Annotated in this window: 14 protein-coding genes; 6 read left to right on the forward strand and 8 right to left on the reverse strand. The window is 75.0% G+C overall.

Annotation, left to right across the window (positions count from 1 at the left end; all coding sequences use genetic code 11):
• The first annotated feature begins 25 nt into the window (after positions 1–25).
• From ACI8AX_RS13135 to ACI8AX_RS13155, 5 genes are all read left to right on the forward strand, one after another.
• Complete coding sequence (locus ACI8AX_RS13135) at positions 26–781, forward strand: amino acid ABC transporter ATP-binding protein (RefSeq protein WP_456550269.1); 756 nt, start codon at positions 26–28, stop codon at positions 779–781.
• Between the two features lie 30 nt (positions 782–811).
• Entirely contained in the window at positions 812–1,714 is a 903-nt protein-coding gene (locus ACI8AX_RS13140; protein WP_456550270.1) for a glutamate ABC transporter substrate-binding protein, read from the forward strand.
• Between the two features lie 86 nt (positions 1,715–1,800).
• Positions 1,801–2,451 (forward strand): amino acid ABC transporter permease, encoded by a 651-nt coding sequence (locus tag ACI8AX_RS13145; protein WP_456550271.1) that lies wholly within the window; start codon positions 1,801–1,803, stop codon positions 2,449–2,451.
• The gene (locus ACI8AX_RS13150) at positions 2,448–3,353 is read left to right on the forward strand and encodes an amino acid ABC transporter permease (protein WP_456550272.1); all 906 of its coding nucleotides are present in this window, start codon (positions 2,448–2,450) and stop codon (positions 3,351–3,353) included. The genes ACI8AX_RS13145 and ACI8AX_RS13150 overlap by 4 nt, the downstream gene beginning before the upstream one ends.
• Before the next feature lie 210 nt (positions 3,354–3,563).
• Positions 3,564–3,944, forward strand: a complete 381-nt coding sequence (locus tag ACI8AX_RS13155) for a hypothetical protein (RefSeq protein ID WP_456550273.1) — start codon at positions 3,564–3,566, stop codon at positions 3,942–3,944.
• A gap of 96 nt (positions 3,945–4,040) precedes the next feature.
• Here the strand turns inward: ACI8AX_RS13155 and ACI8AX_RS13160 are convergent, their stop codons facing one another.
• The 8 genes from ACI8AX_RS13160 to ACI8AX_RS13195 all read right to left on the reverse strand — a co-directional run bounded on the left by ACI8AX_RS13160 (position 4,041) and on the right by ACI8AX_RS13195 (position 10,679).
• Positions 4,041–4,634, reverse strand: a complete 594-nt coding sequence (locus ACI8AX_RS13160) for a regulatory protein RecX (protein WP_456550274.1) — start codon at positions 4,632–4,634, stop codon at positions 4,041–4,043.
• 90 nt (positions 4,635–4,724) lie between these two features.
• On the reverse strand, positions 4,725–5,759 hold the full coding sequence (gene recA, locus ACI8AX_RS13165) for a recombinase RecA (protein WP_456550275.1): 1,035 nt from the start codon (positions 5,757–5,759) through the stop codon (positions 4,725–4,727).
• Positions 5,760–5,989: 230 nt separating this feature from the next.
• Positions 5,990–6,184, reverse strand: coding sequence for a DUF3046 domain-containing protein (locus tag ACI8AX_RS13170; RefSeq protein ID WP_456550276.1), 195 nt, complete (start codon positions 6,182–6,184; stop codon positions 5,990–5,992).
• 10 nt (positions 6,185–6,194) lie between these two features.
• A complete protein-coding gene (locus ACI8AX_RS13175) occupies positions 6,195–6,833 on the reverse strand; it encodes a hypothetical protein (RefSeq protein ID WP_456550277.1) in 639 nt (212 codons plus the stop codon).
• Positions 6,830–7,282, reverse strand: a complete 453-nt coding sequence (locus ACI8AX_RS13180; protein ID WP_456550278.1) for a MarR family winged helix-turn-helix transcriptional regulator — start codon at positions 7,280–7,282, stop codon at positions 6,830–6,832. The genes ACI8AX_RS13175 and ACI8AX_RS13180 overlap by 4 nt, the downstream gene beginning before the upstream one ends.
• Positions 7,283–7,463: 181 nt before the next feature.
• Complete coding sequence (locus tag ACI8AX_RS13185; protein ID WP_456550279.1) at positions 7,464–8,228, reverse strand: crotonase/enoyl-CoA hydratase family protein; 765 nt, start codon at positions 8,226–8,228, stop codon at positions 7,464–7,466.
• Between the two features lie 32 nt (positions 8,229–8,260).
• The gene (locus ACI8AX_RS13190) at positions 8,261–9,526 is read right to left on the reverse strand and encodes an MFS transporter (protein ID WP_456550280.1); all 1,266 of its coding nucleotides are present in this window, start codon (positions 9,524–9,526) and stop codon (positions 8,261–8,263) included.
• A 7-nt stretch (positions 9,527–9,533) separates the two neighbouring features.
• The gene (locus ACI8AX_RS13195; protein WP_456550281.1) at positions 9,534–10,679 is read right to left on the reverse strand and encodes an acyl-CoA dehydrogenase family protein; all 1,146 of its coding nucleotides are present in this window, start codon (positions 10,677–10,679) and stop codon (positions 9,534–9,536) included.
• A 116-nt stretch (positions 10,680–10,795) separates the two neighbouring features.
• Between ACI8AX_RS13195 and ACI8AX_RS13200 the strand changes: the two genes are divergently transcribed.
• Positions 10,796–15,394, forward strand: a complete 4,599-nt coding sequence (locus ACI8AX_RS13200) for an ATP-dependent helicase (RefSeq protein WP_456550282.1) — start codon at positions 10,796–10,798, stop codon at positions 15,392–15,394.

A 15,394-nucleotide genomic window follows, 5' to 3' on the forward strand; every position in this document is an offset into this window, starting at 1 on the left:
GACGGGACCCCCCTAGGGTCGTGGTGTGACCGCGCCCACACCGCGACGCCCGCTCGTCCAGCTCACCGGCGTGCAGAAGTGGTTCGGCGACCTGCACGTGCTGCAGGACGTCGACCTCGAGATCGGCGCCGGCGAGGTGGTCGTCGTCATCGGGCCGTCGGGCTCGGGGAAGTCGACGCTGTGCCGGGCGATCAACCGGCTGGAGCCGATCCAGCAGGGCGAGATCCGCATCGACGGCGAGCTGCTGCCCGAGGAGGGCAAGGCGCTGGCCCGGCTGCGCGCCGATGTCGGCATGGTCTTCCAGAGCTTCAACCTCTTCGCGCACAAGACCGTGCTGGAGAACGTGACCCTCGGCCCGGTCAAGGTGCGCCGCCGGTCGAAGGCGGAGGCCGAGCAGCGGGCCCGCGAGCTGCTCGACCGGGTCGGCGTCGCCAGCCAGGCCGACAAGTACCCCGCCCAGCTCTCCGGCGGGCAGCAGCAGCGCGTCGCCATCGCCCGGGCGCTGGCCATGGACCCCAAGGTCATGCTCTTCGACGAGCCGACCTCGGCACTGGACCCGGAGATGATCAACGAGGTCCTGGACGTGATGACGTCCCTGGCCCGGGACGGCATGACGATGGTCGTCGTCACCCACGAGATGGGGTTCGCCCGTCGGGCCGCCGACCGCGTGGTGTTCATGGACGGCGGCCGGATCGTCGAGTCCGCCGACCCCGAGAGCTTCTTCACGCGCCCGACGTCGGACCGGGCCCGGGACTTCCTCTCCAAGATCCTCACCCACTGATCCCCGCCCTGACCCGAGAGGAGCACGTCCATGAGGTTCCGCCGCACCACGACCGCCGTGACCGTCGCGATCGCCACGCTCGCCCTCGCCGCCTGCGGCGACGACGGCGACGACAGCGGTGGCGGCGGCGACTCCGCCGAGCCCTCGGTCGCCGAGACCCCGGAGTTCGAGGCGGGCACGACGATGGCCCGGCTCGCCGAGGCCGGGACCATCCGGGTCGGCACCAAGTTCGACCAGCCCGGCTTCGGCCTGGAGAACCTCGAGGGCGAGGTCGAGGGCTTCGACGTCGAGATCGCGAAGATCATCGCCGGCGCCCTGGGCATCGAGGAGGGCGACATCGAGTGGGTCCAGACCCCGTCGGCCGTCCGCGAGGAGGTCCTCGAGGGCGGGGAGGTCGACATGGTGGTGGCGACCTACACGATCAACGACACCCGGCGCGAGCGGATCTCCTTCGCCGGCCCCTACTACGAGGCCGGCCAGCAGATCATGGTCTCCTCGGACAACGACGAGATCACCGGCCCGGAGTCGTTCACCGAGAACCCCGACGCCACCGTCTGCTCGGTCACCGGCTCGACCCCGTCGGAGACCATCCGCCAGTACCTCGCCAGCGACGACCAGCTGGTGCTGTTCGACGAGTACTCGCAGTGCGCCGACGCCCTCGGCAACGGGCAGGTCGACGCGGTGACCACGGACAACGTGATCCTGCTGGGCTTCGTCTCGGAGTCCGACGGCGACTTCAAGCTGGTGGGCGAGCAGTTCACCGAGGAGCCCTACGGCATCGGCATCACGAAGGGCGACGTGGCCTTCTGCGAGTTCATCAACGAGACGCTCGCGGCCAACGAGGACGCCTACACCGAGGCCTGGGAGAGCACCGCGGGCCAGGTCGAGGGCACCGAGACCCCCGAGCTGCCCGAGCCGCAGCCCTGCTCCTGACCGCCTGACCGTGCTGCGGCCGGCCGCTGCGGCGGCCGGCCGCAGCACGGCGTCCGACATCGTCCGGCCGGCCGGGAGGAGCGCCCGTGAGCCCTGTCCTCGACAACCTCGACCTCTTCGTCGACGGCTTCCTGACCTCGCTCGAGATCATCCTGTGGGCCCTCGTCGGGTCGCTGCTCCTGGGCGTGGTGATCGCGGCCTGCCGGGTCTCGCCGGTGCCCCCGCTGCGGGCGTTCGGCGCCTCCTGGGTCACGACGTTCCGCAACACGCCGCTGAGCGTCGTGCTGTTCATGTGCGCGTTCGGGCTGCCCGAGCTCGGGATCAACAACAGCTTCTTCTTCTTCGGCGTCCTCGGGCTGGTCCTGTACACGTCGGCCTTCGTCTGCGAGGCGGTCCGCTCCGGGATCAACGCGGTGCCGGCCGGCCAGGCCGAGGCGGCCCGCTCGCTGGGACTGACCTTCACCCAGAACCTGAGCCTGGTCGTCCTGCCCCAGGCGCTGCGCACCGTGGTGCCGCCGCTGGGCAGCGTCCTCATCGCGATGTTCAAGAACTCCGCCGTGGTGGGCGCCTTCGGCGTCGGCGGCGACCTGTGGAGCACCGGGCAGACGCTCACGAGCGCCCGGGGCCTGGAGACCCTCCCCGTCTTCACGGGCGTGGCGATCGGCTTCCTGCTGATCACCCTGCCGGCCGGGGCGCTGTTGCAGGTCATCGAGCGGAGGGTGGCGATCGCACGATGAGCCAGCAGTCGGTCCTCTACGACGCCCAGGGCCCGCGGGGCCGCCGCCGGACGCTGATCGGGACGGTCGTGGCGCTGCTCGTGCTGGCCGGGCTGGTGTTCCTCGCCGTCCGCCGGCTGGTGGACCGCGAGCAGTTCACGATGGAGAAGTGGGGTCCGCTCATCGACCCCGACAACGAGGCGTTCGACGCCGTGTGGCGGCTCATCCGCGAGGGGATCGTCAACACGCTGAAGGCCGCGGCGGTCGCCATGGTCCTGTCGGTCGTCCTCGGGACGCTCATCGCCGTCGCCCGGCTCTCCCTCGGCCGGGTCGCGCGCATCCCGCTGATCGGGTTCGTCGAGCTCTTCCGCGGCCTGCCCGTCGTCGTGCTCGTGTACTTCGGCGCCCGCGTCCTCGACGACGTCGGCGTGGACCTCAGCGGACTCCCCGGCGGCCAGGTGTTCTGGGGGCTGGTCATCGGCCTGACCGCCTACAACATGGTCGTCTTCGCCGAGGTCATCCGGGCCGGGGTGGCCTCGCTGCCCCGTGGCCAGCGGGAGGCGGCCCTGGCCACCGGCCTCACCAACGGTCAGACGATGCGCCTCGTGCTGCTGCCCCAGGCGTTCCGGGTGATGCTGCCGGCGATCATCAGTCAGCTCGTCGTCGTCCTCAAGGACACCTCACTGGTCACCTTCGTGGCCAACTTCGACGAGCTGCTCAGCCAGGGCGAGAGCATCCAGCGCAACCTCGACAACCCGATCCAGACGTTCTTCGTCGTCGCGGTCATCTACGTCGCGATCAACTACACGCTCGGGAAGCTCGCCGAGTTCGTCCAGCGCCGGCAGCAGCGGGCCGGCCGGTCGAGCCGCGCCGCCGAGGTCGGGGAGCCGGGTGAGGCGGCCCCCGTGCGCACCGGGGCCTGACCCACGGCGCCCGAGGTCGGCCGGCCGGCGCACGAGGACGGTCGACCGGCCTTGGCCGGCCGGCCCCGTACCGGACCGGAGGGGCCGCCGTGCGCCGGGCGGGACCGCGGTGACGGGTGGGACGACCCGGGGTCATCCCAGGCCCCGGTGCTGCCGAGTAGGGCTGACGTGGACACCGCTCTTCGCCCCGCTGTGCCGCCGCTGCCCGCGGTGACGCGGCTGTCCGACGGCCAGCCGGACGCCGCCCAGGAGTTCGTCAACCGGCTGCGCGCGGCCGCGCCGGCCTTCGCGCTGGCCGCCGGCGCCGACACGGCGGTCGTGCGCGAGGTCGTCCCCCCGGCCCGTCACCGCCGCTCCCGCTGCCGGCTGGTGCTCCGGCTCCCCGGCGAGGTCGAGGTGGACCTCACCTTCCTGGGCCCGGTCAGCCGTCCCGGCACGGCCGAGGGCGATTTCGACGGCCAGATCCAGACCTGGCTGGCCGGCGACCGCAGCAACGAGCAGGCCTGGCTGGTGCCCGACGACGAGTCGCCCGACGGCCTGGCCGTCGACGTGACCGCGTGGGCGAAGCTCGGCCGGCCCGAGGCGGTCTGAGCCCACCGCCCGCTCGCCCGGCAGGACGACGGCCCCGCACCCCCTCGAGGAGGTGCGGGGCCGTCGTCGCGTCGCGGGGGACGCGGATCCCGCGGGTCAGGGCAGGAACGCGTCGAGCCCGAGCTCGGGGTGACCGGCGCCGCCCCTCCCGCTGACCGCTGCGCGGACACCGGTGTCGACCTCCGCCTCGTCGTCCCACCCGCCGTCGGACGCCCCGGCGCCGGACGACCCGGTGCCCGACCACTCGGCGTCCAGGGCCTCGCGGACGACGATGCCGGCCAGGCCGGAGCCGTAGCCCTTGCGGGCGAGCATGCCCAGTAGGCGGCGGTGGGCGGTCTCCCGGTCCAGCCGCCGCATCCCACCCACCCGGCGGGCGACCAGCCGCCGGGCGGCGTCCCACTCGTCCTGGTCGTCGACGAGGGCCAGCGCCTCCTCGGCGTCCTCGGCCTCGACGCCCTTGGCGCGGAGCTCGGACTTGAGCGCCTGCCGGGACAGCCCCCGGCCGGCCTGCCGCGAGTTCACCCAGGCGCGGGCGAAGGCCGCGTCGTCGATCAGGCCGACCTCGCCGAAGCGGTCGAGGACCGCGGCGGCCGCCTCGGCCGGGACGCCCTTGCGCGCCAGCAGGTCCGCCAGCTGGCGGCGCGTCTTCGCGGCTCCGGTCAGCGCCCGCAGGCAGATGGCCCGGGCCACGGCCTCGGGGTCACCGGGGTCGTCCGCCGGCGCGACCGGTACGGAGCAGGGCCCTCGGGGCCGAGGCCGTCGAGCTCCTCCCCCACCGGCTCAGAAGTCGGGGGCGTCGGCGACGGCCGGCGCGTCGACCTGCGGGCCGATGCCCAGCTTCTCCTTGATCTTCTTCTCGATCTCGTCGGCCAGGTCGGGGTTGTCGCGCAGGAACCCGCGGACGTTCTCCTTGCCCTGGCCCAGCTGGTCGCCCTCGTACGTGTACCAGGCGCCGGACTTGCGGACGATGCCCTGCTCGACGCCGATGTCGATGAGGCCGCCCTCGCGGCTGAAGCCGACGCCCCAGAGCAGGTCGAGCTCGGCCTGCTTGAACGGCGCGGCCACCTTGTTCTTGACGACCTTGACGCGCACCCGGCTGCCGACCGCGTCGGTGCCCTGCTTGAGCGTCTCGATGCGGCGCACGTCCAGGCGCACCGAGGAGTAGAACTTCAGCGCGCGGCCACCGGTGGTGACCTCGGGCGAGCCGTAGACGACGCCGACCTTCTCGCGCAGCTGGTTGATGAAGATCGCCGTCGTCCCGGAGTTGTTCAGGGCACCGGTGATCTTGCGGAGCGCCTGGCTCATGAGGCGGGCCTGCAGACCGACGTGGCTGTCACCCATCTCGCCCTCGATCTCGGCACGGGGCACGAGGGCGGCCACCGAGTCGATGACGATGATGTCGAGCGCGCCGGAGCGGATGAGCATGTCGGCGATCTCCAGCGCCTGCTCACCGGTGTCGGGCTGGCTCACCAGGAGGGCGTCGGTGTCGACGCCGATGGCCCGGGCGTACTCGGGGTCCAGGGCGTGCTCGGCGTCGATGAACGCCGCGATGCCGCCGGCGGCCTGGGCGTTGGCCACCGCGTGCAGCGCGACGGTTGTCTTGCCGGAGGCCTCGGGGCCGTACACCTCGATGACCCGGCCGCGCGGCAGGCCGCCGATGCCCAGCGCGATGTCGAGGGCGATCGAGCCGGTCGGGATGACCTTGATCGCCTGCGCGGCGCTGTCGCCCAGCCGCATGACCGAGCCCTTGCCGAACTGCTTGTCGATCTGGGCGAGGGCCATGTCGAGGGCCTTGTCGCGGTCGAGCGTTGCCATGGTGTTCACCTTCGGGAAGTCACGGTGTCGTGTGTGTCGAGCGGATCGGTGCCGACGCTAGAGACGGGGTCTGACACTTCCGGGGGACCGACCGCACCTGTGGAGGAACACCCGGCCTGTGGAACACAGTAGGCCGAACACGTGTTCGACCGCCAGCCCGACACGCCACCGGCCACAGCCGCCACAGGAGCCCGTGCCACCGCCCCCGGGTGGAGGCGGCCGGCGGTCGCTCAGCGGTCCTTGACGGGGACCTCGTACTCCTCGCAGATGGCCAGCCACACCCGCCGCACCGGGAGCCCGGCCTCGATCGCGTCGGCCGCCGTCCGGCCCCCGAGCGCGGAGAACACGTGGTCGCGCACGACGCTCTGCGCCCGCATCGACCCGAACTGCTCGTCGAGCCTGGCCCAGAACTCCTGCAGACGCACGCCTCCGACGCTAGCGCGCCCGCGCCGCACCCATCCCGGCGCGCAGCCGCCGGACGAGCGCGGCGGGGTCGTCGGCGGCGATGCGGAGCTCCGCCACGGGCTCGGAGCCGGCGCGGCGGTGCGGGACCACGCGCGGGGTCCGCAGTTCGAGGTCGACCTGCGTCGAGGAGGCCTGGTTCACCGACACCGCGCGCCGCGGACCGTCGACGTGCAGGTGCACCGTCCGCGACCCCTCGACCGACCGGCGGCGCACCCGCACCGCGGCGATGTCCTCCCACGGCACGTGCAGGTCGACGGCGGCGAAGCCGTGGCGGACCCGCAGTCCGGTGTCGTCCACCCAGTGCGGCGTCGTCCGCAGGGCGGCGAGCAGGCCGAGCATCCACAGCACCCCGTAGACGCCGGCCAGGTCGAGGGCGAACCGCAGGGTCTCCCACGGCACGACCACGTGGACGACGACGACCTCGATCGCCGAGACGACGACGAACACCCAGATCACCGGGGTCGAGGCGCTCGCGTACGGGAAGGCCTCCGCACCCTCGGGCACCCGGCGGCGGCGGAGCACCCAGCGGGACAGCGCCTGCCACATCGCGAGCTCGAGCGCCAGCGCCCGGCGGGCCGCGTCGGCGACGGCGGGCACACCGGCGCTCACGAGGCCGCTGCCGGGACGAGCTCCCGCAGGCGGCCGAGCACCTCGTCCAGCCCAGCCACGAGGGCCGTCAGGCGGTCGGGGTCGAGGCCGCCGAGGAGCTGGCCGGCCAGCTCGGCCTGCCCGGCGCCGAGGTCGGCGACCAGCCGCGACCCGCGGTCGGTGAGCGAGACCAGGGTCGCCCGCCGGTCGGAGGGGTGCGGCGCGCGGACGACGAGACCGGCGTCGGCCAGCCCGTCGACGAGGCCGGTGACGTTGCGCGGGGTCACGCCGAGCCCGTCGGCGATCGCCCGCTGGGTGCTGGGGCCGTGCGCGCGCAGGTGCCACAGCAGGGTGGCCCGCGGCACGGTGAGCCCGAGGGCGGCCAGACCCTCGGCCATGTCGCGGCCGAGCAGGACGGTGACCTCGAGCAGCCGGTCGAGCGCGGCCACCGGGTCGGCGGTGCGGGACATCGTGCACTCCATTCATCGTGAAGTCGCTTCACGATATACCCGCGCCTAGGCTGGCTGCGTGATCACCACCGGCTCGGCCGCACTCGACACGGCACTGGAGATCGGCATCGCCGTCTGCCTGCTGCTGTCGCTGGTGCTCCTCTGGCGCAACTACCGCGGCCGCTGACGCGGGTCCGCGCGCTCAGCGGTTGCGCCAGACCGGCGCGCGCTTCTCGGCGAACGCGGCCGCGCCCTCGCGGGCGTCCTCGCTGGCGAGCACCGGCCCGTTGATGGCGGCCTGCTCCCGCCACGCGGTCCCGGTGTCCCAGCTGCGCGCGGAGACCGCGATCCGCTTGGTCGCCGCCACCGCCAGCGGCCCGTTCGCGGCGACGACCCCGGCGAGCTCCAGCGCGCCGGCCAGCGCGCCGCCGGGCGCGGTCAGCCGGTTCACCAGCCCCACCTCCGCGGCCCGGGCGGCGTCGATCGGCTCCCCGGTCAGCAGCATCTCCAGGGCCAGCGCGCGGGGCATCCGCTCGGTCAGCCACAGCGCGGCGCCGCCGGCGGCCACCAGGGAGCGCTTGACCTCCGGCACGCCGAAGCGCGCGTCCTCGGCGGCGACGAGCAGGTCGCAGGCGAGCAGCAGCTCGAACCCACCGGCCAGGGCCCATCCCTCGACCGCGCCGATCAGCGGCTTGCGCGGCGGGGCCTCGACCAGGCCGGCGAACCCGCGGCCGGGCACGACGGGCAGCTCGCCGCGCAGGAAGCCCTTGAGGTCCATCCCGCTGCAGAAGGTGCCGCCGGCGCCGGTCAGGACGCCCACCCGCAGGTCGTCGTCCCCGTCGAGCTCGTCGACGGCGGCCGCGATGCCCTCGGCGACGGCGAGGGAGACGGCGTTGCGCGCCTCGGGCCGGTTGATGGTCAGGACGAGGACGGCGCCGCGGCGCTCCACCAGCAGTTCGTCGGTCACACCCGCCAGCCTGGCGCATCGGCGGGCACGGGTCACCCGCGCCGCGGGACGGCCGTGCCCAGCAGGACGGCGACCAGCGGGAGCACCAGCGCCGCCGAGACCCCGGCGACCAGCCCGTACCCGCCCCAGCTCAGCAGCGGCCCGCCGACGACGCCGGCCAGCGCCGCGCCCAGCCCCATGAGCAGGTCGGTCCCGCCCTGCGCGGTGGGCCGCTGCCCGGCACCGACGGACTCGGTGACCAGCGTCGAGCCGGCGACCAGGCCGCACGACCAGCCCAGACCGAGCAGGAACAGCCCCGCGCCCAGCTGCCCCGCGTCGGCCGGGCCAGCGGTGCCCGACAGCGCCGCCGCGGCGAGGAGCAGGCCGGCGCCCAGCACCACGACCGCCCGCCGGCCGGCCCGGTCGGCCAGCCAGCCCACCAGCGGGGAGAACAGGTACATGCCGGCCACGTGCACGCTGATGACCAGGCCGATCAGTCGCAGCGTCGTCCCCTCGGGGCCGTGGGCATGGCCCATGTGCACCGGCGTCATGACCATGACGCCGACCATCACCGCGTGCGAGACGACCACGGCGGTGAGCCCCAGCCGCCCACCCGGATCGGCCCACACCGCGGCCAGCGCCGACCGCGTCGCCCGCCGCGTGCGCACGGGCGCCCCGGCGCCCCCACCCCGCGACCGGCGGGCCAGCAGCAGCGGGTCGGGCCGCAGCAGGGCCAGGAAGAGCGCGGCGACGAGCAGGAAGACGGCGGCCGACAGCGCGAACCCGCCGCCCAGCGCCGGCAGGCCCAGCCGGGCGCCCAGGTCGGCTCCCGGCCCGGCGAGGTTGGGGCCGAGCACCGAGCCGACGGACGTCGCCCAGACCACGAGCGACAGGTCGCGGCCGCGGCGCTCGGGCGTGGCCAGGTCGGCCGCGGCGTAGCGCGCCTGCAGGCCGCAGGCGGTGGCCGCGCCGAAGGCGAACAACCCGGCGAGCAGCAGCGGGAGGGACGACAGCGCCGCGGCGACGACGGTGACCACCGCCCCGGCGACGGCGACGGCGAAGCCCGCGGCCAGCCCCGCACGGCGCCCGGCGCGGTCGCTGACCCGGGCCAGCGGGACGGCCAGCACCGCCGCGCCGAGCACGCCGGCGGTCTGGCCCAGCCCGGAGGCGGAGTCGCTGCCGGCGACGTCGCGGGCCAGCAGTCCGCCGAGGGTGATGCCGATCGTGACGCCGAGCCCGCTCAGCGCCGTCCCGCTGCCGAGGACGGCGACCGTGCGGCGCTGGACCCGGACCAGGTCCGGCGCGGTCGCGGTGTCCACCGGCGTCTCAGAGGCCCAGCGAGCGGCCGATGATCTCGCGCATGATCTCGTTGGTGCCGCCGTAGATGGACTGCACCCGCGCGTCGCGCCACGCCTTGGAGACCGGGTACTCGTCCATGTAGCCGTAGCCGCCGTGCAGCTGCAGGCAGCGGTCGGCCACCTTGTTCTGCAGCTCCGAGGTCCAGTACTTGGCCATCGACGCGTCGACCGCCGACAGCTCGCCGGCGTTGAGCCGCCGCACGCACTCGTCGACGAAGGTGCGCGCGATCGTCGTCTCGGTGTGCAGCTCGGCGAGGACGAAGCGGCTGTGCTGGAAGCTGCCGACCGGCCGGCCGAACGCCGTCCGCTCCCGGACGTAGTCGAGGGTCTGGGCGAGCACCGTCTCGGCGGAGGCGACCGCGGTGACCGCGATCGACAGCCGCTCCTGCGGCAGGTTGTCCATGAGGTGGGCGAACCCGCGGTTCTCGGTGCCGAGCAGGTTCTCCGCCGGCACCCGCACCTCGTCGAAGAAGAGCTCGGCGGTGTCCTGCGCCTTCAGCCCGACCTTCTCGAGGTTGCGACCGCGGGTGAAGCCGGGCATGCCGCGCTCGACCACCAGCAGGCTGGTGCCGCGGGAGCCGGGGGCGTCGGGGTCGGTCCGCGCGACCACGACGACGAGGTCGGCGTTGATCCCGTTGGTGATGAAGGTCTTGGCGCCCGAGAGCACCCAGTCGGTGCCGTCGCGGCGGGCGCTGGTGGTGATCGCCTGAAGGTCGCTGCCGGTGCCCGGCTCGGTCATAGCGATCGCCGTGACCAGCTCGCCGCTGCAGAAGCCGGGCAGCCAGCGCCGCTTCTGCTCGTCGGTGGCCAGGTCGCGCAGGTAGGGGCCGACGACGTCGTTGTGCAGGGTGAAGCCGACGCCGGAGGCGCCCACGCGGGCGAGTTCCTCGTCGACGACCGCGTTGTAGCGGTAGTCGCGCACCCCGCCGCCGCCGTGCTCCTCGTCGAGGTCCATGCCGAGCAGGCCCTGCTCGCCCCCGGAGGTCCACACCTCCCGCGGCACGATGCCCTGGGCCTCCCACTGGGCGTGGAAGGGCGCGACGGTCTTCTCCGCCCAGGCGCGCACCGTCGCCCGGAAGTCCTCGTGGTCGGCCTCGTAGAGCGTGGAGCGCATGGCGGCAGTGTGCCCCAGGCCACCGACCCCGCCGCGGGACCCGATCGGGGGTACGCGCAGGGCGGAGGTCCGGTTGCGCACGGCGGAGTGTCGTACCCCGGGGTGACACTGGCTGCGTGTCCGCTCTCGACCGGTTCTCCGAGGCCACGAAGGCCTGGTTCACCGGCGCCTTCGCCGAGCCGACGGCCGCCCAGGAGGGCGCCTGGTCGGCGATCAGCACCGGTGGGCACGCGCTCGTCGTCGCGCCCACCGGCTCGGGCAAGACCCTGGCCGCCTTCCTGTGGTCGCTCGACCGGCTGGCCAGCACCCCGCCGCCGGCCGAGGAGGTCCGCCGCTGCCGGGTCCTCTACGTGTCGCCGCTCAAGGCGCTCGCGGTCGACGTCGAGCGCAACCTGCGCGCGCCGCTGACCGGCATCGGCCAGGCCGCGATGCGGCTGGGCCTGCCCCGGCCGGAGATCACCGTGGGCATCCGCTCCGGCGACACCCCGGCCGAGGAGCGCCGGGCCTTCGCCAAGCGGCCGCCCGACATCCTGATCACCACGCCGGAGTCGCTGTTCCTGCTGCTCACCAGCCAGGCGCGCGAGGCCCTGCGCGGGGTGGAGACGGTGATCGTCGACGAGGTGCACGCGGTCACCGACTCCAAGCGCGGCGCGCACATGGCGGTCACCCTCGACCGGCTCGACGAGCTGCTCGAGCGCCCGGCGCAGCGGATCGGCCTGTCGGCCACGGTGCGGCCGATCGAGGAGGTGGCCACCTTCCTCGCCGGCGGGCGGCCGGTGGAGGTCGTGGCGCCGGGCTCGGCCAAGCAGTGGGACCTGTCGGTCGTCGTCCCGGTCGAGGACATGAGCGCGCTGGGCCAGCCCACCGGCGAGCTCGACGGCTCGGCGGCGGGCAACCAGCCGCGGGCGTCGATCTGGCCCGCCGTCGAGGAGCGGGTGCTCGACCTGGTCGAGGCCTCGCGCAGCACCATCGTCTTCTCCAACTCCCGGCGGCTGGCCGAGCGGCTCACCAGCCGGCTCAACGAGCTCGCCTACGAGCGGCAGACCGGCGAGCCGGTGCCGGCCGGCTCGACCCCGGCCCAGCTGATGGCGCAGGCCGGCGCCGGTGGGGGCGTGCCCGAGGCGTTCAAGCCGGTCGCCGCCGCGCACCACGGCTCGGTCTCCCGGGAGCAGCGGGCGGTGGTCGAGGAGGCGCTCAAGTCCGGCCAGCTGCCCGCCGTCGTCGCCACCTCCAGCCTGGAGCTGGGCATCGACATGGGCGCGGTCGACCTGGTCGTGCAGGTCGAGGCGCCGCCCACGGTGGCGGCGGGCCTGCAGCGGGTCGGCCGGGCCGGGCACCAGGTCGGCGCGGTCAGCCGCGGCGTGCTGTTCCCCAAGTACCGCGGCGACCTGGTGCAGTGCGCGCTGGTCGCCGAGCGGATGAAGGCCGGCGCGATCGAGTCGATCCGCTACCTGCGCAACCCGCTCGACGTGCTCGCCCAGCAGATCGTCGCCATCGTCTCGGAGCGGCCGCGCACGGTCGACGAGGTCGGCGCGCTGGTCCGCCGCTCGGCGCCCTTCGCCGGGCTGCCCGAGTCGGCGCTGCACGCGGTGCTGGACATGCTGGCCGGCCGGTACCCCTCCGACGCGTTCGCCGAGCTGCGGCCGCGGCTGACCTGGGACCGCGTGACCGACACGCTCACCGCCCGCGGCGGCGCCCAGCGGCTGGCGGTCACCAGTGGCGGCACCATCCCCGACCGCGGGCTGTTCGGCGTCTTCCTCGTCGGCGGCGAGACGGGTGGCCGGCGGGTCGGCGAGCTCGACGAGGAGATGGTCTACGAGTCGCGGGTGGGCGACGTCTTCCTGCTCGGGTCGTCGTCCTGGCGGATCGAGGAGATCACCCACGACCGGGTGCTCGTCTCCCCCGCCCCCGGCCAGCCCGGGAAGATGCCGTTCTGGCACGGCGACGCCCCCGGCCGCCCGCTGGAGCTCGGCCGGGCGCTGGGCGCGTTCCTCCGCGAGGTCGGCTCGTCCGGCCCGGACGCCGCGCGCGATCGGGCCCGCGCCGCGGGGCTCGACGAGTGGGGCGTCGACAACCTGCTCGCCTACCTCGCCGAGCAGAAGGCCGCCACCGGCCACCTGCCCGACGACCGCACGCTGCTGGTCGAGCGCTTCCGCGACGAGCTGGGCGACTGGCGGCTGGTCGTGCACTCCCCCTTCGGCGCGCAGGTGAACGCCCCGTGGGCCCTGGTGCTCGCCGCCCGGCTGCGCGAGCGGTACGGGGTCGACGTCGCGTCCATGCACTCCGACGACGGCATCGTGCTGCGGCTGCCCGACACCACCGGCGAGCCGCCCGAGGCCGACCTGGCGGTGCTCGACCCGGACGACGTCGAGCGCGAGGTGACCGCCCAGGTCGGCGACTCGGCCCTGTTCGCCAGCCGGTTCCGGGAGTGCGCCGCCCGCGCCCTGCTCCTCCCCCGCCGCGACCCGCGCCGGCGCACCCCGCTGTGGCAGCAGCGCCAGCGCGCGGCCCAGCTGCTCTCGGTGGCCAGCGAGTACCCGGGCTTCCCGATCACGCTCGAGGCCGCCCGCGAGGTGCTGCAGGACGTCTACGACGTCCCCGGGCTGGTCGAGCTGATGCGCGACGTGCAGGCCCGCCGGGTGAAGGTCGTCGACGTCCAGACCCAGGCTGCGTCCCCATTCGCCACCTCGCTCCTGTTCGGCTACGTCGGCCAGTTCCTCTACGAGGGCGACGCGCCCCTGGCCGAGCGCCGCGCCCAGGCGCTCGCGCTCGACACCGGCCTGCTCGCCGAGCTGCTCGGCCGCTCCGAGCTGCGCGAGCTGCTCGACGCGGAGGCGCTCGCCGAGGTCGAGGCCGAGCTGCAGCGGCTGCCCGCGCCGCGGCACCCGCGAGACGTCGACGGCGCGGCCGACCTGCTCCGGTACGTCGGCGACCTGACCCCCGCCGAGGCGGCGGCCCGCGGCGTGCCGGCGGAGTGGATGGCGGAGCTCGTGGCGTCCCGGCGGGCGATCGTGGTCCGCATCGCCGGCGAGGAGCGGCACGTCGCCATCGAGGACGCCGGCCGGCTGCGCGACGCGCTGGGCACGGCGCTGCCCGTGGGCGTGCCGGAGGCGTTCACCGAGCCGGTCGCCGACCCGCTCGGCGACATCGTCGGCCGCTACGCCCGCACCCACGGCCCGTTCCAGCCCGACGAGGTGGCCCGCCGCCTCGGCCTCGGCGTCGCCGTGGTCACCGCGACGCTGCAGCGGCTGGTCGGCACCGGGCGGCTGGTCACCGGCGAGTTCCGGCCCGGCGGCACCGGCCAGGAGTGGTGCGACGCCGACGTGCTGCGCTCGGTGCGCCGGCGCAGCCTGGCCAAGCTGCGCCAGGAGGTCGAGCCGGTCCCGATCGGCACCCTCGCCCGGTTCACCCCCGCCTGGCAGTCGGTGGGCAGCCGGCTGCGCGGGCCCGACGGCGTCCTCGCCGTCGTCGAGCAGCTGGCCGGGGCGCTGGTACCGGCCAGCGCGCTGGAGTCGCTGGTGCTCCCCTCCCGGGTGCGCGACTACTCCCCCGCGATGCTCGACGAGCTCACCAGCGCCGGCGAGGTGCTGTGGGCCGGCGCGGGCGCGCTGCCGGGCAACGACGGCTGGGTGAGCCTCGTGCCCGCCGACGTCGCCCACCTGCTGCTCCCCGAGCCGCTGGAGCCGCCGGAGGAGGGCGGGTACGGCGCCGCCGTCCTCGACGGGCTGTCCGGCGGGCAGGCGATGTTCTTCCGCGGCCTGTCCGACCTCGTCGGCGCCACCGACGACACCGCCCTGGCCGACGCCGTCTGGGACCTCGTGTGGTCCGGGCACCTCACCAACGACACCCTGGCGCCGCTGCGCACCCGGCTGGCCGGCGCCGGCACGCACCGCAAGGCGCCCGCACCGCCGCGCGCCCGGGTGTCCCGCTACGGCCGCCCGCGGCTGGGCCGCCCCGCGATGCCGACCCGTGGCGGGCCGCCCACGGTGGCCGGCCGCTGGTCGCGGCTGCCCGACCGGGAGGCCGACCCGACGCGCCGCACCACCGCCCGCGCCGAGGCGCTGCTCGAGCGGCACGGCGTGCTCACCCGCGGCGCGGTCATGGCCGAGCAGGTGGCCGGCGGCTTCTCCGCCGTCTACCCGGTGCTGCGGGCGTTCGAGGAGAACGGCCGCGCCCGGCGCGGCTACTTCGTCGAGACGCTCGGGGCCGCGCAGTTCGGCACCCCCGGCTCGGTCGACCGGCTACGCGGCTTCGCCGCCCCCGACCGCCCCCCGGCCGGCACGGTGGTGCTGGCGGCGACCGACCCGGCCAACGTCTACGGCGCGGCGCTGCCGTGGCCGGAGCGGGCCGAGGCCGGCGCCGAGGGCCCCGACGACGCGGGCGGCGCCGTGGACATCGGCGAGGGGACGGCCACCAGGCGCGGCAGCGGCCACCGGGCCGGACGCAAGGCGGGGGCCCTGGTCGTGCTCGTCGACGGGGACCTGGTGCTCTACGTCGAGCGCGGCGGCAAGACGCTGCTGTCGTGGACCGAGGACGAGCAGGCGCTCAAGGAGGCGGCGACGGCGCTGTCGGGCGCGGTCGCCGCCGGGGCGCTGGGCCGGATGGTCGTGCAGAAGGCCGACGGCGCGTCGGTGCACGAGTCCACGCCGCTGTCGTCCGCGCTGCAGGCCGCCGGATTCGCGGCGACGCCCCGGGGCCTGCGGCTGCGGGGCTGA

The organism is Blastococcus sp. SYSU D00813 (assembly GCF_054050735.1).

Bases quoted from the DNA above. Each gene is read 5' to 3' on its own strand.
- ACI8AX_RS13195 (WP_456550281.1), bottom strand. From the start codon at position 10,679: ATGCGCTCCACGCTCTACGAGGCCGACCACGAGGACTTCCGGGCGACG.
- ACI8AX_RS13150 (WP_456550272.1), top strand. From the start codon at position 2,448: ATGAGCCAGCAGTCGGTCCTCTACGACGCCCAGGGCCCGCGGGGCCGC.
- ACI8AX_RS13180 (WP_456550278.1), bottom strand. From the start codon at position 7,282: ATGTCCCGCACCGCCGACCCGGTGGCCGCGCTCGACCGGCTGCTCGAG.
- ACI8AX_RS13140 (WP_456550270.1), top strand. From the start codon at position 812: ATGAGGTTCCGCCGCACCACGACCGCCGTGACCGTCGCGATCGCCACG.
- recA (WP_456550275.1), bottom strand. From the start codon at position 5,759: ATGGCAACGCTCGACCGCGACAAGGCCCTCGACATGGCCCTCGCCCAG.